This is a genomic window from Bacillus badius NBRC 15713, from assembly GCF_001591605.1.
GTDB classification, from domain to species: Bacteria; Bacillota; Bacilli; order Bacillales; family Domibacillaceae; genus Pseudobacillus; species Pseudobacillus badius.
This window is the reverse complement of the sequence record NZ_BCVF01000018.1, coordinates 14,015-32,022: the sequence shown is the minus strand read 5'-3', so window position 1 is coordinate 32,022 and position 18,008 is coordinate 14,015. Positions and strand designations below refer to the sequence as shown.

15 protein-coding genes are annotated in these 18,008 nt (G+C 45.1%); 3 read left to right on the top strand and 12 right to left on the bottom strand.

Annotated elements, in window-relative coordinates:
• Window positions 1-5: 5 nt before the first annotated feature.
• From BBA02S_RS10645 to BBA02S_RS10615, 7 genes are read right to left on the bottom strand one after another with little or no spacing between them, the layout of a single operon-like run.
• Window positions 6-1,394: a sugar transferase gene (locus tag BBA02S_RS10645; protein WP_041114248.1), complete on the bottom strand. Its 1,389-nt coding sequence runs from the start codon at window positions 1,392-1,394 to the stop codon at window positions 6-8.
• Between the two features lie 60 nt (window positions 1,395-1,454).
• The gene (locus tag BBA02S_RS10640) at window positions 1,455-2,507 is read right to left on the bottom strand and encodes a glycosyltransferase family 4 protein (protein ID WP_041114249.1); all 1,053 of its coding nucleotides are present in this window, start codon (window positions 2,505-2,507) and stop codon (window positions 1,455-1,457) included.
• Complete coding sequence (locus BBA02S_RS10635) at window positions 2,504-3,757, bottom strand: O-antigen ligase family protein (RefSeq protein ID WP_052477374.1); 1,254 nt, start codon at window positions 3,755-3,757, stop codon at window positions 2,504-2,506. Before BBA02S_RS10635 ends, BBA02S_RS10640 begins: the two co-directional genes overlap by 4 nt.
• A complete protein-coding gene (locus BBA02S_RS10630; RefSeq protein ID WP_041098431.1) occupies window positions 3,741-5,189 on the bottom strand; it encodes an oligosaccharide flippase family protein in 1,449 nt (482 codons plus the stop codon). The genes BBA02S_RS10635 and BBA02S_RS10630 overlap by 17 nt, the downstream gene beginning before the upstream one ends.
• Window positions 5,190-5,209: 20 nt before the next feature.
• A complete protein-coding gene (locus tag BBA02S_RS10625) occupies window positions 5,210-5,824 on the bottom strand; it encodes a CpsD/CapB family tyrosine-protein kinase (RefSeq protein WP_041114250.1) in 615 nt (204 codons plus the stop codon).
• The gene (locus BBA02S_RS10620; protein ID WP_041114251.1) at window positions 5,781-6,545 is read right to left on the bottom strand and encodes a YveK family protein; all 765 of its coding nucleotides are present in this window, start codon (window positions 6,543-6,545) and stop codon (window positions 5,781-5,783) included. The genes BBA02S_RS10625 and BBA02S_RS10620 overlap by 44 nt, the downstream gene beginning before the upstream one ends.
• Window positions 6,546-6,556: 11 nt before the next feature.
• Window positions 6,557-7,480, bottom strand: coding sequence for an NAD-dependent epimerase/dehydratase family protein (locus BBA02S_RS10615; protein WP_041098425.1), 924 nt, complete (start codon window positions 7,478-7,480; stop codon window positions 6,557-6,559).
• 232 nt (window positions 7,481-7,712) lie between these two features.
• Between BBA02S_RS10615 and BBA02S_RS10610 the strand changes: the two genes are divergently transcribed.
• Both BBA02S_RS10610 and BBA02S_RS10605 read left to right on the top strand, forming a co-directional pair.
• Window positions 7,713-7,952 carry a helix-turn-helix domain-containing protein gene (locus BBA02S_RS10610; protein WP_041098896.1) on the top strand — a complete coding sequence of 80 codons (240 nt, stop codon included), beginning with the start codon at window positions 7,713-7,715 and terminating at the stop codon, window positions 7,950-7,952.
• Between the two features lie 249 nt (window positions 7,953-8,201).
• Window positions 8,202-8,912, top strand: a complete 711-nt coding sequence (locus BBA02S_RS10605; RefSeq protein WP_041098423.1) for a response regulator transcription factor — start codon at window positions 8,202-8,204, stop codon at window positions 8,910-8,912.
• Here BBA02S_RS10605 and sinI read toward each other — a convergent pair.
• Window positions 8,902-9,054, bottom strand: coding sequence for a DNA-binding anti-repressor SinI (sinI, locus tag BBA02S_RS20645; RefSeq protein ID WP_223664207.1), 153 nt, complete (start codon window positions 9,052-9,054; stop codon window positions 8,902-8,904). The two genes, BBA02S_RS10605 and sinI, sit on opposite strands and share 11 nt — an antisense overlap.
• 108 nt (window positions 9,055-9,162) lie before the next feature.
• Between sinI and BBA02S_RS10600 the strand changes: the two genes are divergently transcribed.
• Entirely contained in the window at window positions 9,163-14,352 is a 5,190-nt protein-coding gene (locus BBA02S_RS10600) for an ATP-binding sensor histidine kinase (RefSeq protein WP_041114252.1), read from the top strand.
• Window positions 14,353-14,421: 69 nt separating this feature from the next.
• Here BBA02S_RS10600 and BBA02S_RS10595 read toward each other — a convergent pair whose 3' ends face one another.
• From BBA02S_RS10595 to BBA02S_RS10580, 4 genes are all read right to left on the bottom strand, one after another.
• Window positions 14,422-14,625 carry a hypothetical protein gene (locus BBA02S_RS10595; protein ID WP_041114253.1) on the bottom strand — a complete coding sequence of 68 codons (204 nt, stop codon included), beginning with the start codon at window positions 14,623-14,625 and terminating at the stop codon, window positions 14,422-14,424.
• 117 nt (window positions 14,626-14,742) lie between these two features.
• Window positions 14,743-15,165: a DUF5391 family protein gene (locus BBA02S_RS10590; protein ID WP_041114254.1), complete on the bottom strand. Its 423-nt coding sequence runs from the start codon at window positions 15,163-15,165 to the stop codon at window positions 14,743-14,745.
• 195 nt (window positions 15,166-15,360) lie between these two features.
• Window positions 15,361-15,579, bottom strand: a complete 219-nt coding sequence (locus BBA02S_RS21310; protein ID WP_231557212.1) for a GNAT family N-acetyltransferase — start codon at window positions 15,577-15,579, stop codon at window positions 15,361-15,363.
• 486 nt (window positions 15,580-16,065) lie between these two features.
• On the bottom strand, window positions 16,066-17,940 hold the full coding sequence (locus tag BBA02S_RS10580) for an acyltransferase family protein (protein ID WP_041114255.1): 1,875 nt from the start codon (window positions 17,938-17,940) through the stop codon (window positions 16,066-16,068).
• Between the last annotated feature and the right edge of the window lie 68 nt (window positions 17,941-18,008).

The window sequence follows — 18,008 nt, the reverse complement described above, 5'->3', positions numbered from 1 at the left end:
CCCCCTTATTGGCCGGCAGCCTCATCTTGTCTCAGCAGCTGCAATAGCTGTTGTTCTTTTTGATGATTGTTCTTTTGTATTCCGTTCGCCTGTTTTCTTTGAAGCATGACCAGGACGGTTTGCAGCAAAATTTTTATATCCGCTGTAAATGAGTAATGGCGAATGTACATCAAATCAAATCGCCATTTATCCTCTGCACTCGTTGAATACTTTGCCATGACTTGTGCAAGACCTGTTACTCCCGGCTTGACAGCCATCCGATAAGAATAGTCAGGCAACTGCTGCTGAAACTGATCAATAAAAAATTTCCTTTCAGGCCTTGGCCCGACCAAGCTCATGTCCCCTTTTATAACGTTGTACAATTGCGGCAATTCATCTAAGCGTGTGGCCCGGATCCAGCGGCCAAGAAAAGTGATGCGCGGATCAAACTCTGTGGCCATGACCGGTCCTGTCTGCTGTTCAGCATGCTGCACCATGCTTCGGAACTTATAAATTTGATACGGCTTCCCCTCTCTCCCGATCCGCTCTTGTTTAAAGAGAGCAGGCCCTTTGGAAGTGAGCGGTATAAACACCATAAGACCAATAATAAAAGGGCTGGCCGCAACGGCAATCACGAGGGATGCGACTAAATCAAACAATCTTTTCACTGCGCGCTGGCATCGGCTCATTTTAAAAGGAGGAATCGACAGCACCAACGTATCATCCACTTGCTGATGGACGGATCGGCCAATAGTTATTTCAAACAACTGAGGCACGACCAGCATCTCTTTTTCAAGCTTTATGCATAAGCGAACAATCTCCCTTTTTTGCTGTTCATTGATGGATGGACTAATAAGTACAGCGTCCGTTGCCTGCAAACCCTCCTTTAGCTGGCGCTCATCTTTCCAAGGCAGCCATCCGCCAATGGCAAACCACCTGCCAGAGCAGGAAAGAAGCTTATCTGCCAAAGCCAAGCTGCTCGATTCATCTTCTGCAATAATCAATACCTTTTTCCTGCCATAAAGGAGCCTCAGCCCTTGCCACATCACAAAGCGGCTGGAGAGCAGTAAAATCATGTGGCCGATAAAGGCGACGATAATGAGCGGCAATGAAAAAAACGTGACAGAGAAAAAACTAACCGTGGCACTTATAAAAACAGCGGCTGCCCCAAGTGAAACAACGATCGTACCGGCTAGCTGCTGAAAACTCCTTCTTTGCCAGCTGGTGTACAAGCCGAATAGATACAAAACGACGCACACTGCCGCTGAAACCCCTAACTCTATGTAAGTGGCATGGGAGGGAAGGCTCTCTCCATTCAGCAGCCAATAAGCTGTTACATACCCTAGATGAATGCAAACCATATCTACTAAGAAAAGGAATAATTGACCCGCACGTTGCTCGCTATTCCTACTCATTTTCCATCCTCTCCTCACTGTTTGTTCTTAATAAAGAACAAACGCGCAATAAATCTCCCGCTAATGTGTGTCCAAGTATTCATTCATAGTGAGATGGACCATCTTTTCTAAAGAAAAGCTTTTGGTCACCCGATCATAGGCACAATCTGCCACTTTATGTCTCCATCGTTCATTTTCCTTCCAGGCCAAAATTTGCCGGCAAAAACGTTCAGCTGAATAGTCCGGTATCAAGCAGCCAACCTCATCGCTGATAATGGCCTCTTTAATTCCGCCGGTATCTATTGAAATAACAGGGGTGCCAACAGCCATCGCCTCCAGAATGACCATTGGAAATACTTCCCGGTGAGAGGTCAGAAGAAGAATATCCATCTCTTGAATAAAACGTTCAGGAGCGGCTACCGCCCCTATCATTTCAACACAATGAGTAAGCTGCAGCGCTTCAATCTGCTGGCGAATTTTTTGATATTGCGGTCCGTCTCCGCCGATATAAAACCGGAGGCCGCTCTCGGCTTTTAACTGCTTAGCAATCTCCAGAAATAATTCGTGATTCTTCTCCGGAGACAACCTCGCTAGAATACCGACCTTGCAGACGCCCTCGCTTTCCTTTTGGCGATAGGCAAATTGTTTTAAATCAACGCCGTTGTAAATGGTGGTTACTTTATCAGGGTGAACACCGAGCCGGATGAGATTTTTTTCTTCATAGCCGCTCACTGTGATTACCTTCATGACAGAGCTGTTTAACAGCCGCACAAAAGCCGGGCGCAGCTTTTTTTCCATCATCGTCACATTATGCTTCGTATAAATAATTTTCAGTTGCTTACGGATCAATTTCTGGACCCAGGCAGCATACAACACCATTCTTAAGCTGTTTGCATGAATCACGTCAATATCATGTTCCATCACCTTCCGTTTGATCATCGAAAGGTTAGCCGCATGATTCCTGCGGGACATCGGCATAAACCGGTTCTTGTGATAAATATTTTTATAAAGCTCCCCGCCGCTGGCTGCTGTGTAAAAAACAAGCTCAGGATGATTTAATTCATTTTCTAATTTGCAAAAATAATGCTCGGCTCCGCCTGTCGTCAGTTTATCCGTCATTAATAATATATTCATTGTGCAGGCACCCCTTTGGTGACTAATGGATGGTTCGCCAGCTTTTCTTTGCCGGAAAGCCGGCTCGTTTTTTCTTTCTGCAAGATAACCGATACGATCGCTAAATAGAGGAGAAACAATTCATTAATGATGAGCGATAAAGACAGCATCTGCAGCAAGAAAGCCATAAACGTTAAAAGCAAATAAAGATGCTTCTTGGCCAGGCACCGGCTCAAGAGCTGCTTGAAAACCAGCAAAAGGAACGCGGCATATAAGGAGAAGCCCAGAAAGCCGGATTCTGATAAAATTTGCAGCAGCGTATTATGGGTGTATAAGCTTTTTCCATAATAAGCCGTGTTATATTCGATAAAGTTATCTGCGCCTATGCCCATCACTGGATGATCAAGAAAATACTCCCACGCACGCCCCCACAGCTCAAAGCGTCCGCTCCCGCCATCACTTGAAAAATCCTCCATTCTGCTCTCAAGCAGCTTCCCAATAGGGATCTTCATGGCCGCTGCAGCCAGATAGCTGATTGCTGACAAAGTAACTCCCATCGCGAGCAGTAGCCGCCAGCTTTTCACGGAATGGCTGATTGCCATATAGAGCAAGATCATAAGAAGCATAGCCAGTATGCCGCCTCTTGAAAAAGTTAAGATCGTCGTTAACAGACACAGGGCAAAGCCAGCTTTATGGCTCCAGCTTTTCATGTGCGTTAAAAAGTAAGCAAAAAAGAGCGTATTGTAAAAGACATATAAATTCGGATCTTCCAATAAACCGATTAGCCGCGGATACCCCCTGTCTAACAGCACGCCGTAGCTGGCAGCCATTTCTTCTCCATGAAACCCAACGCTCTTCAAGCCGACGATATACAGCAGGAGACTCACTGCATTGAACAATAACCCTGCTCTCGCAATCGCCGCTTGTATCGCCTGGATGGAGCAGGTGCTCAAAATAAACTTTACAATCAAATAACAGCCCACCAATAAGATGATTCCTAACATTAGACGCAGGCTGGCCAGGGGATACAGCGAGAAAGCCCCGGTAAATCCGTAAAATGCATAAAAGCAAAGCAGGACCAGTTCAAAGGCATACATTTTTTGAAAAGAAAAAGCAGAAAGATGGAACAGCAAAAACACACATAAAAAAATCATATAAGGTTTTAGCGCAAAGCCGATGGACAGGTGATATTTACTTAATAGGAAGAAGCACAGCAGAAAAAATAAGGTGCGGCCATGCTCCCTGTGCGTCAGTTCAGTAGAAAGTTTCATCTTTTCCCTCCCGGACTGCTGGCTGTTTGGTCCGATTCATTAGCCGGCCGATGACGTCTGGATCAACTGCTGCCATGATCAACAGACACAGCAGGTGAAGGCTGGCAGCCACTATCGGCGAGCCGGAGAAGAAATGAGCCAGAACAGCGAATAAGAAAAAAAAGCAAACGAGATAAGGAAGCAACCCCTTAACAGCCAGCGTCTTTCTGGACGGGTTGAACAGCCAAAGACCCGCAAGCGATACGATCTCCACAGCAATTCCTGCAAAAGCAGCTCCCTCTACTCCGTACTGGCGGCTAAAGCCAATATAAAAACCGATTCCTCCAATAAGCGCAAGCGCTTGAACAGCCGTTCGGCGGGACTGTAAATCTTTTGTGGTCAACCCATCAGCTAACGCGACATTTACGCTTTGCAGCACCAGCAGAAAAGATAATATTTGCAAAGCACCGGAAGCGAATAGCCATTCTGAACCAAAGAGCGAACGAATGATCATGTCAGGGAGATAATACAGAGGAACGGTCATCGCCATTCCGGCTAATGCCATCAGCTTCAGCTGCAGAATATTCAACCGCAAATGCCCTGCAAGCCCGTGGTTGTGATAGCTTTTGAACAACGCCGGGTAAAAAGCGCCTGCGAGCACCCCCGGCACTTGATACAAAGCTGAAGGGATACGGTAAGCCACCGCAAAAAACCCCACCTGTTTGAATGTCAGCGTTTTTTCCAGTACGATCGGCCCGAGTTGAGGAAGGACAACTATTAGCAAACCGCTAACCGTAAAAGAGAGAAGATTCTTCAGCAGCCCTTTATGAAAGGAACTGCGCAGCCGGATAGCCGTCCGCTTTGCCGCTAAATAGAAGCCGATCCCCCCGGCAAGCAAGTAGGCACTGCCATAAAGCAGGCAAATAAACAGAGGAGACAGAGAAAAAAGCAGGCCAATGAACACCGCCGCAATTAGAAAGACGGCTGAACAAATGCGAATGATCCCCAGATAGTGCATCTCTTCAATTAACTGAAAATAAGTGATGCTGATGCTTTGTAAAGCCAGCCCTGTCACCATGGGAAACATTAAATAATAGATCGTTTCCATTAACTCCGGCTGGCCCTCATAAAGCCATTGAACAAGGCAAAAGCCGCCGATAAAGGTAATGATTAATAACACAAGTCTTACTTTCACAAAGGAAGACATAATAGCCGGCAGATGAGCCCCTGCTTTTGCCCCTTCACGAAGCACAACGACATTGATGCCGGCATCGGTAAGATACCCCATAATCAGCGCATAAGCTAACGCGACACTGAACAGGCCATAGCTGCGGGAATCAAGGTAATTGGCTAAAATCACCAGTGTGATGGCATTTAGCCCGCTCGAAAAAACCGTGCTGTAAAATAAATGAAAGGCATTTTTGCTAATGGAATTCTTCCTTTGACTACTCACCTGCAATCACCCGCACAGCGCTAACTCGTTTGATAAACAGCTCCCACAATCGTGCTGTTTATCCTTTCAAGTGTTTTCTTTACATCCAAAAGATCTTGTTTCGTTGTCTTATTTTCCTGAATCATCAGAATAATGTTCCTGCAAGCAGCAGCAAGAATTTGCGCATCGGCCGTTTCTAAGAAGGAAGGGGCGTGTAAAAGAATGAGATCGTAGCGATCCTGCCATTCCAGCAGCCATTGTTCCATCTCCTCCATATCTTCAAGACAGACAGAAAGCGAACCAGCGGGCAGTATATAAAGATTTTCGATAAACCCTTTATAAACCGTTCCCTCTTCGCCCGTCAGCATATTGCTGAGGCCTGCCGGAAGATGAAGGCGAAGCAGCTGATGGAGCATCGGCTGGCGGAAGTCCATGTCAACAAGCAGAACCTTTTTTCCAGCTTCGGCAAAGGAGCTGGCCAGTTTGGCAGAAAAGAATGGCTGCCATTTATTTTCCTTTGGAGAGGTAATCAGCACAATGGGGTGCCGATCGTCCATCATGTGATAAATATTCGTTCGAATCATTCGGATTTGCTCTGTATGGCCCCACCTTTCAGGAGAGCGAAGTTGCTTTATCCACTTGTTTTTCATCCGCATGAGGCTCCCTCCTTTCTTCGGTACGCCCTCGTTGGAAACGCTGCTCCTGCCGGTTAGGGAGAAGCTCCGCTTTGCGATTAAACGTTCCTAAAACGGCTGCTCCAAGCAATTCTTCCGCCACATGCTCCCTTTTGATGGAATCATCCAGCTGCTCACAAATGACAGCGAGGGCTATGCCGAATCCGATCCCCGCCATAAGAGCAATAACCAGGACCGCCCCCATATTGTTCTTTTCATTGATTCCATTATGTTTTTCCAGGATTTTCACTTGATTAAATTTAAGAAGCGCATTCATTTTTTCAATTGAAATCATAGCTGTTGTCTTGGCAATTTTTTTGGCCAGCTTTTGGTCTTGGGCTTTAATCGTGATCGTAATGATCTGGGAATCTTTATTATTTTCAATGAATAACTTCTCCTTCAAGGAGCTTGCTTTTAAATCAAGCTTTTCTTCTACAGCATCCAAAACAATCGGACTTTTGATAAAATCTACTGAAGAAGCCAGCATCTGTGGAATTTTTTGTGTTTCTTCATAGGAGGCTTCCATATTGGTATGTTGCAAATTGCCTATCAATAAATATTCGCTGGCTTCATACATCGGTTTCATAATATACAAGTTGGCAACAGCCGTAATGATGACCGCCAACATGGCTGTCATACTCACTAAAAGGGCCCGTTTCCTCATTAATTGCAAGAAATCTTTTATGGTCATATCTCTTTGCATAACGGCCTCCCCTAGACAACCGCTTTTTGTTGATAGTAGTGAATCGTTGCTCTCAGCCCCTCTGCAAGCGAATAAGCCGGAACCCAATCCAGGAGCTCTTTTGCTTTGGCATTGGACAAACAGCTATGTCTGATGTCCCCTCGCCGCTCATGGCCAAAAGCAGGTGATACCTCTTCGCTAGTAATCATCCGCAGTTCATTTATAATAGTTAAAAGAGAAGTTTGCTGGCCCGTACTAATATTGATGGTTTCATTTTCTCCCCTCGTTAATGCCGCTACATTCGCTTTCGCCACATCCTTAACAAACACAAAATCTCTTGTTTGTGCCCCGTCTCCAAAAATGTGAAGCGGCTGGCTGGACAATAGCTGCTCAATGAAAATAGCGATAACACCGGCTTCCCCGTAAGCGTCCTGCCTCATTCCGTATACGTTGGCATAACGCAAAATGGTGTATGTGAGTCCATGATATTCAGCAAACATCTTAATATAGGATTCTGCAATTTTTTTGGACAGCCCATAAAAAGAGGTAGGATTCATGCCATGCTGCTCATCAATAGGCAAATATTGAGGATCTCCATATAAAGCCGCCGTAGAAGCAAACACCAGCTTTTTCACGTGATGCTTGACACAAGATTCAAGCACATTAATCGTTGCTAAGATGTTTTCTTCACAATCATGAAAAGGCTGTTGGATCGACTTAGATACAGACACTTGCGCAGCCAGGTGAATCACATAATCTGGCCGGAACTCATCAAACACTTCACCCAGGTCTTTTTGTCTAATATCCTTTTGGTAGAAGCTGGCTTCCAGTGGCACCTGGCTTTTCTTTCCCGACGAAAGATTATCCACTACAGCTACTTGATGATTTTGCAAAAGCAATTCCTCTGTAATATGCGAACCGATAAACCCAGCTCCCCCTGTAATTAATACGCGCATTTTTTCCTCCTCCTAAATCAAACCTGTTTATACGTACGTGTGAAGGTTCTATCTGCTTGTATATTGTTCTTTAAAAAGAACAACTTAGAGAGATTATACCATGCATCCCCCATATTAATAATAGGTCTTTCGTCTCTTTTTGTTCTTTATAAAGAACAATATATTTTATTTGTGCCTTAAAACGAACAAAATGCGTTATAATGAACAAAATATGCAAAAGGAGCCTGGTGCTATGGTGGGACAGCGCATTAAACAATTACGCGAACAAAAAGGTTATTCTCTGACAAGATTGGCCAAAGAAGCTTCGATCTCTAAATCCTATCTATCAACTTTAGAAAGAAAAGCTGGCAGTAATCCCTCGCTGCGCACGCTTTCTAAAATCGCACTTGCTCTTGGAGTCCCTATAGATGCTTTGATTCATCCGCTGTCATTTGAACCCAACTCCTTCAATACAGATGAGTACAGCAAGTAATTCCAGAAAAGAAGACGTTACTTGGTTCCACTCTCAATCATAAGCAGGCTCAATCTTTCATACGGGGCAGCACACCCTTTAATTAAGAAACGATGAAGCCTGCCGCTGTTCTCTGTTCGTTTCAGGTAAAAAGCCCGTAGGTTCATCCACTTAGGCGAAAATAAGGACTTATCTTCCAATTGTTTGTATAATAGTAAAAGAGTAAACTTTTTATTCTGAAAATACTCTTATGAGGAAAGGAGAGAGGAGATGGCTGCTGAAACGATCTTAATTGTTGATGATGATGAAGACATACAAGAAATTCAAAAGATTTATTTGAAAAAAGAAGGATTTCATCTCTTATTTGCGCGTGATGGACAAACTGCCATTACATTGGTCAAAAACAAGAATCCCCACCTTATTATATTGGATGTTGGCCTGCCCGATATAGACGGCTTTGAAGTATGCCAGCATTTACGCCGGATCACGAAGGTTCCGATTCTTTTTTTGAGCGGCAGGGAAAATGATGTCGATCAAATTCTTGGCCATCGAATTGGCGGAGATGACTATATGATCAAACCGTTTCGTCCTGGCATTTTAATCGCTAAAGTCAAAGCGCATTTACGGCGTTACCGTGAATTATCTAGTCAGAACGAATCACTAGCCGCTCCTTCAGAGCAAACGATCATCCATTTTGGAGACATTGTTATCGAGAAGGAAAACTGTGTCGTCAAAAAGAAGGGAGTCCCTCTTGCCTTGTCGACAAAAGAATTTTTATTGCTGTGCTTGTTGGCGGATCATCCGAATCGGGTATTCAGCCTGGAAGAAATTTTCGACCGTGTATGGGGAGAACAGAGTCTTGGCGATTATCGAACGGTGATGGTTCATATCAGTAACCTGCGCAAAAAGATTGAGGAAAACCCGGCCAAGCCGGCTTGGATACTGACCGTCAGAGGACTAGGCTACAAATTTAGTCTTTAACAGCTTTCAGATCTTGTTTGAGAAAGCAGCGAACCTCCTCTGTTGTGAGCCCTAACTTTTTTGCCTCCATAAGCAGCAGCAGCCAGTCTTCTAACGGTTTCGCTGATTCCATTTGCCCTATGCCTCTGCAAATTTTTTTCATATTTACCTCCGCCCCATTATTTTACAACACAACTAAATTATAGAGGGAAAAGTTAAAGTTTAGTTAAAGTTCGACTAAAGCTTTCTTTAAGTAAAGAGGGGAGTAAACATGAAAAATCCACTTCAGATACCTGGATTTCAATTGATCGATGTTGAAACGGAAAACGCCAGCAGCTTATTTTATAAAGCGTACGCCGTTGACACCGGTAAACATGTGTTAATCAAAGTAATGAAAACGAACGCTTCTTCTGTTGAAGAAAGGGCTTCAGCCATTCACGAATTCCATATGAGCCGCCAATTGACTGGCGACAGTACGCTTCGTCCCCTTCAGACCGTTCATTATTTGAACAAGGACTATTTTGTCTATGAGTATTTTTCAAGCATCACCTTAGAAGAACTTCTGCAGCAGCCGGTCTCTATTTACGATGGGCTGAAAATTGCCAAAAACATAGCCACTGCGCTGTTCACTCTTCATCAGCAGCAGCTCATTCATCAAAGCATAAGCCCGGAAAACTTGTTGTTATCAAGACGTTCGCATGCTGTGAAAATCACAGGGCTCAACCATTCAACCGTTTTAAAACAGGAGCACTATGAAGCGGTGACACGCCTGGATCGGGCAACTAGCCGCCATTGGCCGTATATGTCCCCTGAACAAACCGGCCGAATGAACCGTTCCGTTGATTACCGAACGGATTTTTACTCGCTCGGCATCACCTTTTACCAATTATTCACTGGAACAGTTCCGTTTCAGCACCAAGAACCTATGCAGCTGGTTCATGCTCATTTAGCGAAAACACCCAAGCAGCCTTCAGCCCTTAGAAAAGACCTGCCTTCGCAGATTTCGGCTATTATCATGAAGCTGCTGGCCAAATCCCCAGAGGCCCGATATAAGAGCGCTTGGGGTGTTCGGGAAGACTTAAGTGCCTGTCTCAGCCAATATTATGTAGTAGGCCGCATCGAAGAATTTCCCCTCGGACTGCACGATGATCTGAGCGTTTTTACCACCGCCCACAAAATTTATGGGCGGGAACATGAAGCGAAACAAATGGAAGAAATTTTCTCTCATGTGAGCAGCGGAAGTCCCGGCATTGTATTCATACCTGGACAAGCTGGCATTGGCAAGACGGCCCTCGTCCATGAAATCCATAAGCCGCTCATCAAAGAGAAAGGCTATTTCATATCAGGAAAATTCGATCCAATGCAAAGACAAGTTCCTTTTTCCTCAATTATATCGGCTTTTCAGTCATTAATTAGACAAATCACAGCGGAAACGCCTCAGCAAATTCAAACATGGAAGGAGAAGCTCGAAAAGGAGCTTTCTGTCCATGCCGCTGTTCTAGTTTCGATCCTCCCGGAGCTTAAATGGCTGCTTGGTGAACGTCAGACGATAAAGGAACAGGAGCATATAGATATTCAGAAAAATTTTCCATTAGTGATGAAGAAATTCATTGAGATCTTCGCTGCAAAGGAGCATCCGCTCGTCATGTTTCTTGATGACCTGCAGTGGGCGGACATCGCCTCATTGGAACTGCTGGAATATCTGCTCACCCGGGTAAATATTCCGTATTTTATGGTAATAGGAGCTTTCCGTGATAACGAGGTGAATGAGCCTCATCCTCTGCAGAAAACGATTCGGACATTACAAAAAGAAGCCGTTCACTATGTTGAAATTCCCTTGACCACCCTTCCTAGACAGACGATTTATGAATGGCTGATGGAATCGTTCATGGATGAGGGCCCGCACATAAAGGAATTATCGATATTTATGCATCGGATCACGCAAGGAAACCCTTTTTACACAAAGCAGCTGCTGCAATCGTATTACGAGGATGGCTATATTATGCTGCAGCCTGAAAAACGAAAGTGGACGATCGCATACGAAGCGATTACTGAAAATCCGGTGAAAGGCGGCATTATTAGCTTTCTTGTTAACAGAATCCACCTGCTTCCTGAAGCGACTCAGCATATTTTAAAGCTGGCGGCTTGTATTGGAAACTTCTTCGATCTAGAAACATTAGCGATGATTTCAAAAAAAACAAAGAAGGAAGCCGCAAGTGACTTATGGATGGCACTGGAAGCCGGGCTAATTCTGCCGAATGATCAATGGTACAAATGGGGGTACTTGAAGGAGGAGAAGTCCCCTGCCTACACCTTTCTTCACGACCGTGTCCAGCAAGCTGTTTATTCAACGATGACCAGAGAAGAGCAAGAAAAAGCACATGTAACAATTGGGAATTTCCTTGTGCACTGTTCCAAAGGGATCGAAGACCATTTGTTTACGGTTGTTCACCACTTGAATAGAAGCATCAGGCATTTAACTGGGGAAGAAATGATTCAGCTGGCCAACTGGAATGTCCAGGCTGGAGAAAAAGCCAAGGCTTCAGCGGCGTTTGCCGAAGCCTTGAAATATTTTCAAACAGCCGGCAGCTTAACAGGGCCCCTTTGGTCTGAAGAATACGAGCTTACCTTTCGAATGTTGAAAGGGCTCGGTGAATGCCAGTATGTCATGAGCCAATTCGCAGAAGCGGAAAGCACATTTGATCAGATTTTGCGGCATTCTCGTTCGCCGGCTGACAAGCTCGCGATTTACAATATGAAAATGAGGCTTTATACACATATGCATCGAGTGGAGGAAGCTGTTCAAGCCGGCATTGAAGGGCTTAAATTATTTGACATTGACCTTTCAAAGAAAATAACAAAATGGGATATTATCTGTGAGTTTTTGCTTGTGAAGCAAACTCTCTCCAAGAACGCCAAAGAAAAAATCCTTACACTTCCAAAGCTCACAGATAAAGATCGAATTAATGTTCTAGATACAATGATCACGATGAATTCCTCTAGCTATCATATCGATCAGCACTTAGCGACCTTGCTTATGCTGAAAGCTCTAAGATACACATTAAAGTATGGGCTGACGGATATCAGTGCTTTAGTTGTCAATAACTATGCCTTGATACTTAGCGCCGGCTTCAGCGATTTTAAAGGAAGTCATGAATTTGGACAGCTGGCGCTCGAGCTTTCTGAACGGTTTAACCATTTAGGAATCAAAGGCCGTGTTCAGTTCGTGTACGGAAGCTTTGTGCAGCATTGGCTGGGTCCAATCAGTGACAATCTCCTGTACCTTGAAAGATCTCAGCGGTATTGCCTTGATGCCGGCAATATCCACCTTGCCGGGGCAAACAGCTCGTTTATCGTGATTACCTTATTAATTAAAGGGACATCCCTGGATGAAGCCTTGGCCGGGGTGCAAAACCAAATCCAATTTATAGACCAAATTCAATATAAAGTATCTCGGGCTTTTTTATATGAAATCCGCGATTGGATTGAGTTTCTGAAAGGCCGTCAAACCAAGCCGCTTTGGGAGCTGGAAACCATCGTAGATGACGATTCAGCAAAGATTATTCATTACACGATTCGTCTGCAAATGGCCTATTTATTTGATAAGCGCGAATATGCCAGACAGCTGCTGGCTCTGCTTGTTCCGATGATTAATAAGCGGCTGACGCTTGTCATTGTTCCTGAATATTATTTTTATAACGCGCTCTGGCAGGCGCGCTTTTATGAAGAAGCAGAAGGGGTTTCTGAGAAAAAGAGAATATACAGGACATTACAAAAGCATGCCCGCAAGTTAAAAAAGTGGGCGGATCTCTCCCCCAGCAATTATCGGCACAAATATTTGCTGTTAAAAGCTGAGATGCAGCGTTTAACATCTAAAAGAAGCCATCATGAGACCATTGCTTTGTATACGGATAGCATCCATTACGCCGAACAAAACGGCTTTATTCAGGACGCAGCGATTGCCTACGAATGTGCAGGCAATTATTTTGCCGGTGCCGGATTATCCGTCCTTGCCCACCCCTTTTTAAAAAATGCCTCTGAAGCATTCCAGAAATGGGGGGCTGCCGCGAAAGCAAAGCAAATGGCAGAAGCCTGGGAAAAGCTGTCAGAGGAGAATTCGGCCGCCTCTCTGCCGCAGCACTCCTCGTTTGATGCCCACGCTGCGCTGGAGGTGACTCAAAGCATTTCAAAGGAAATCGTGCTGGAGAAACTATCAGCTAAGTTAATGCAGATTGCAATGGAGTATGGCGGTGCTGACCGCGGCATGCTGCTGTACAGGCAGGAAGATGAATTTATACTTAGCGAGTATAAAAGCTTAGATGAACCACAAGGCAACTGGAACAAGCAGCAGCCAATAACCGGGACAGGCATTCTGCCTGATAAAATTGTCCAGTTTGCTTATGTAAGCAAAGAGCCCGTCGTGCTTGATCACGCGGCAGCGCTGGGGATGTTTACCGATGATCCTTATGTCCTTCGCCAAAAAACAAAGTCGCTTCTATGCCTGCCTATTTTAAATAAAGGAAAAGTCACAGGCATGCTCTACTTGGAAAATAATAAAGCCACTCATGCATTTACCCAAGAGAAAATTCAATTTCTTGCTTTCATTTCAACCCAAGCAGCGATCTCCATTGAAAATGCTGACCTTTATGAACAAATGGAAGCGACGGTGGAAAAACGGACAGCTGAACTGCATGAAGCAAACATTGATTTGGAAAAGCTGAATCAACAATTGGCGCAAGCCGAGGAATCAAGAAGGCACTTTATCGAAAACATCTCCCACGACCTGCGCGCTCCGCTGAGTTCGATTCGAGGATATATGGAAGCTATATCAGATGGGATGGTCTTAACAGAAGCGGAAAAAACCCGCTACTTACAAAAAGGGCTTGAGCGGGTAGATGAGCTGCACTCATTGATTCACAATCTATTCACGCTCTCACGATTAGAGTCCGGCCAGATGCCATTTAACATGGACTTTGTTTCTCTTCAGCAGTTCGCCGAGCGCCTCTATCGCAAATTTGAATATGAAATCAAGCAACAGGGGCTTTCTTTTACAGTAGTGAACCAATTTCAAAGTGAGGAAGAAGCCGATCCTCTCATTGAAATGGATGTGGAAAAGATGGAACAGGTATTCACCAACCTGCTGACTAATGCCCGCAACCATACAAAGTCCGGGGAAATTCGCCTTCTTTTTGAAAAAGTAAACGAAGGCAACGAAGTAATGATTCATATCCAAGATACAGGGAGCGGCATTCCTTCATCCGACCTCCCTTATATCTTTGATCGAAACTATACGAAGACAAGCTCTCGCTTAAACAAAAAAGGATATGGGCTCGGCCTGTCCATCTGCCAAGAAATTGTTACCTTTCATAAGGGACAAATCTGGGTGGAAAGTACAAAAGACAAGGGGACAACTTTTTTCATTACGCTGCCCCTCTTTCAATACGCCGCAGAATATAGCTAACCCCAGCTATCCTGCCGGCAGCTAATCCATGAATAAAGCACAGGTTAACTTCTGTGCTTTATTCATCTTCTAAGAGCAGCGGACAGGCTTTGCTGTTATGGAAACTTGCGGCCTTTTTTCCCCTCCCCTTTTAATGAGGAGCGCAAAGAGAGCCGCGCCAGCTAAAGAACCGGCTGTAAATGACCAAGAAAAATAGTCAAAGGCCAAATAAACAAGCAACAGGCAAATCATATAGCCTGCCAAAAACCCCGTTAAATATTTGTTTATATTCATCCTATCTACCTCCAGGCAAGCTCGCATAAGAGGGGCGAAATTGGCCCATTATTGCAAGGGCCGGACAGCTGACTGATTCTCCGCCCTTTCCATGACGAAGCCGCATTCGACGGCCAGCTACATGTTGATCACTGAAGCTGACCGCTTTTCTTTAGAGCCGAGCGCGATAAAGAACCAGCTGATGTTGACAGCCATCGCCAAGCTGCACACCCCTAATACGCCTATAAACTGTAAAGTTGTTCCGCTAACCATACCGGCTACTATCGCAACGACCAAAGTAAATAGAAAGCTAAGCAAGCCGAGCGCGCAACAAACGGCCATTACGTATTTCATCCATGCGAAGCCAGCCATATACATTGATAAAGGGACTATATAAAGAATGAATACTATCGCCATGGCCAGCCACATGCCCGGAGAGTTAAATTGATTGGCATTTCTCCCCCACTCTGATAACGGACTCAGCGAGCTGGCTGCTATCAACGCACAAAACAATGCAGCGGAAAGCAAAGTAGCTGCTGCTGTTTTCTTTTTATTTTCCATCGTTCTCCTCCCTCAGCTTCCTTCCTTTCATGCGAAAAGAAGGAACTATCTCTTGTAAATATACGGATAATCAACCAAAAAGTTTCAAAATGTTGGGGAGTCCTTTGAAGCGGGGCAGGTTCTTCTTGTTTGTATGTGCAGCAGCCCTTTATACAAGAAAGAGAGAACGAGCTGCAGACTCGTTCTCTCCATTGATCATTCAGGTGTTTTTTTCTTTAAAAATAAAACCATGTGCTCCTCATCCCAATATTGCCCATTCCATTTTAATGCTTGTTCCTCTAAGCCATATCGGCGGAATCCGAAAGAAGCATATAATGCCTTCGCAGCACGGTTGGCAGATACCACAGTTAAGTGCAGCTGCTCCAGATCCAGTGACCGGGCTTGTTGAATCAGCTGCTGCAGCAGCTGATTCAACAAGCCCCCCGCCTCTTTCCCCTTGTGCTACATACATTGCAAAAACATTGCCCTTATGCCTTACTTTTAAAGGTTTTTCTGCTTGCAGCGTTCCTATGCCGACGAGTTCAGCTCCTTTAAAGATGCCGTATGTATAGCTGCTTTCCCGCTGCAGTTTTTCTCTGTATTGCTGAAGGGAATCTGTTTGGCTGGCTTCCTCCTCATACGTCATTAAAAAAGCTTCCGGACTGTGCTGCAAGGCTTGAAGCCGTAAGTTTCGATACCTTTCTGCATCAGCAGCAGTTAATAATCTGATCTCCATGTTCTCTTTCCCCCTTGAGTTTCTGATTCTTCGCTCATCTGAATAACAAAAACCTCCCCTTGCTGCAGACAGCTTCTATGAGTATATCGTATATATACCCATAGAAGCTGTCTGCTTTGTCTGACACTTAGCTAAACATCCCCTTGGCGAACCAAGGGGATGGCGTTATTTTATACAACAAGTCTTTATCCAGCAGCATGGGTATCTCCGGCAATCGATTGATCAATCAAGGCGGTTAAGGCAGCAATTCCTTTTGGCAACAGATGCACACCGTCCGCCGCAAAGTATTCCGGATGGTCAACCGCGGCGGAATACCAATCTACTAGCGTGACATTTTCATATTCTTGCGCTTTCTTTGCTAACGTTCGGTTGACTTTTCCTTCCCATGGCCGCGGAACGCGTGTGTTGACTAAGTAAATATGGGCTTTTGAAAAACTGCTCAGCAATGTATCAATTTGATGATCGGTGAAGTAGCCATTCGTCCCCAGCTGAATAATCACAGCCTTATCCGGACGGTTAAACGAGGCATACCCGGATGCCAGTTTCGCTGCTTGCGAGACTTGCCGGCCAATCTTCGCATCAATGGTCATATCAGAATAGCGTTCTTGCAAACTAGAGGCGATATCGATTGTAACAGAATCGCCAATCGCCAGTATTTCGGTATAGGAGGCATCAGCCGGTGCGTCACCTTCCTCCTGCGGCGCTTCTATCTCTTCATCTTCAGGTGTCTGTTCTTCTTTGCTATGAGATGCGTCCCCCTGTGCCGGCAGACTTTCCTGTTTGCCGCCGTCGATTTTGACCTCCGTTGGATGGGACTGTTTTGTTTCCTGCTGCTCGTCATCTGCGACTGCGCCAGCGATACCGGCAGCAAATATTAGAACAGCCAGAGGAATAAGAATCGTCGATACCTTGCCAATCGGGGGAGAGTTTCTCCACTTTAAGGCACTGATCGCCAGATGCTTTTGGAAAAATGGCCGGAATCCATGCTTGCGAATCGGCATTTCAATCAAGCGATAGGAAAATTCAGCTATGATTAATATCAGGATAAGCTGCAAGCCTATTCGCCAGTACACCGGATTTCCGATTTCATGCACCGGCGTTCCTAACACAATCACCGGATAATGCCAAAGATAAATGCCGTAGGATCTTGAGCCGATCCATCGAAGAGGCTTCCAGGACAGCCATTTCCCCAGCAAGCTGGCCGGGTGGCAAATGCAAGCAACCAGAACGGCGGCGTTAAGCCCGATCAGCAGCATGCCCCCTCTATATAAGAACGTTTGATATTCATCTATGAAAACGACACAAAGCAGAAAAATGCCAAAAGCAATCAAACTAGTCATATTGAGTGTCTTCACAAGTTCAGGGGACAGCCGGTTGGACGAGAGCCGGTTCATAGGCCAAACGAGAGCCAGCCAGGCGCCAATCAACAATTCAAAGGAACGCGTGTCGGTGCCATAATAGACGCGGCTAGGATCAGCTCCCGGCTGATACAGCACCCCCATTAAAACGGCTGAGCATAGGGCTCCGAGAAAAACGAATAGCGAAAACCTTTGCCGCCCTTTAAATATGTACAAGCCGGCGGCCAGCACCAGCGGCCAAACAATATAAAACTGCTCCTCAATCGCCAGCGACCATAAATTTTTTAAAGGCGATGGAGAGCCAAAGCTGTCAAAGTAGGAAACTTCATGAAAAATAAACCACCAATTACTTGCATAAAAAATAGAGGCAACGGCATCTCCGCGCACCGTGTCCAAAAGCTCCTGATGAAACAGCATCACCCAAATGAACGTAAGGATAATCATGAAATAAGCAGCTGGAAGCAAGCGGCGAATCCGGCCCATCCAAAATTTCCGCAAATCGAATGTCCATTCTTCTCCCTTTGCCGGTAAAATGGTGGATGTGATTAAATAGCCGGACAAAACGAAAAAGATATCCACTCCGAGAAAGCCGCCCTTTGCCCAGCTGAAGTTAAGGTGGTACGCAATAACAGCTAGCACAGCTAATGCTCGAAGGCCGTCTAACCCGGGGACGTACCGGTGTTTTTGTGTCTTGCCTAACATAAAAAATTCCTCCAATTGCCACTTCTTTAAGATGATACTTGAAATTTCCCCTGCAGGTACAGTTATAA

What these genes read in the sequence shown, in the direction of transcription:
- BBA02S_RS10645 (WP_041114248.1), bottom strand. Translation starts at nt 1,394, where the DNA reads ATGAGTAGGAATAGCGAGCAACGTGCGGGTCAATTATTCCTTTTCTTA.
- BBA02S_RS10640 (WP_041114249.1), bottom strand. Translation starts at nt 2,507, where the DNA reads ATGAATATATTATTAATGACGGATAAACTGACGACAGGCGGAGCCGAG.
- BBA02S_RS10635 (WP_052477374.1), bottom strand. Translation starts at nt 3,757, where the DNA reads ATGAAACTTTCTACTGAACTGACGCACAGGGAGCATGGCCGCACCTTA.
- BBA02S_RS10625 (WP_041114250.1), bottom strand. Translation starts at nt 5,824, where the DNA reads ATGCGGATGAAAAACAAGTGGATAAAGCAACTTCGCTCTCCTGAAAGG.
- BBA02S_RS10620 (WP_041114251.1), bottom strand. Translation starts at nt 6,545, where the DNA reads ATGCAAAGAGATATGACCATAAAAGATTTCTTGCAATTAATGAGGAAA.
- BBA02S_RS10615 (WP_041098425.1), bottom strand. Translation starts at nt 7,480, where the DNA reads ATGCGCGTATTAATTACAGGGGGAGCTGGGTTTATCGGTTCGCATATT.
- BBA02S_RS10610 (WP_041098896.1), top strand. Translation starts at nt 7,713, where the DNA reads ATGGTGGGACAGCGCATTAAACAATTACGCGAACAAAAAGGTTATTCT.
- BBA02S_RS10605 (WP_041098423.1), top strand. Translation starts at nt 8,202, where the DNA reads ATGGCTGCTGAAACGATCTTAATTGTTGATGATGATGAAGACATACAA.
- sinI (WP_223664207.1), bottom strand. Translation starts at nt 9,054, where the DNA reads ATGAAAAAAATTTGCAGAGGCATAGGGCAAATGGAATCAGCGAAACCG.
- BBA02S_RS10600 (WP_041114252.1), top strand. Translation starts at nt 9,163, where the DNA reads ATGAAAAATCCACTTCAGATACCTGGATTTCAATTGATCGATGTTGAA.
- BBA02S_RS10595 (WP_041114253.1), bottom strand. Translation starts at nt 14,625, where the DNA reads ATGAATATAAACAAATATTTAACGGGGTTTTTGGCAGGCTATATGATT.
- BBA02S_RS10590 (WP_041114254.1), bottom strand. Translation starts at nt 15,165, where the DNA reads ATGGAAAATAAAAAGAAAACAGCAGCAGCTACTTTGCTTTCCGCTGCA.
- BBA02S_RS10580 (WP_041114255.1), bottom strand. Translation starts at nt 17,940, where the DNA reads ATGTTAGGCAAGACACAAAAACACCGGTACGTCCCCGGGTTAGACGGC.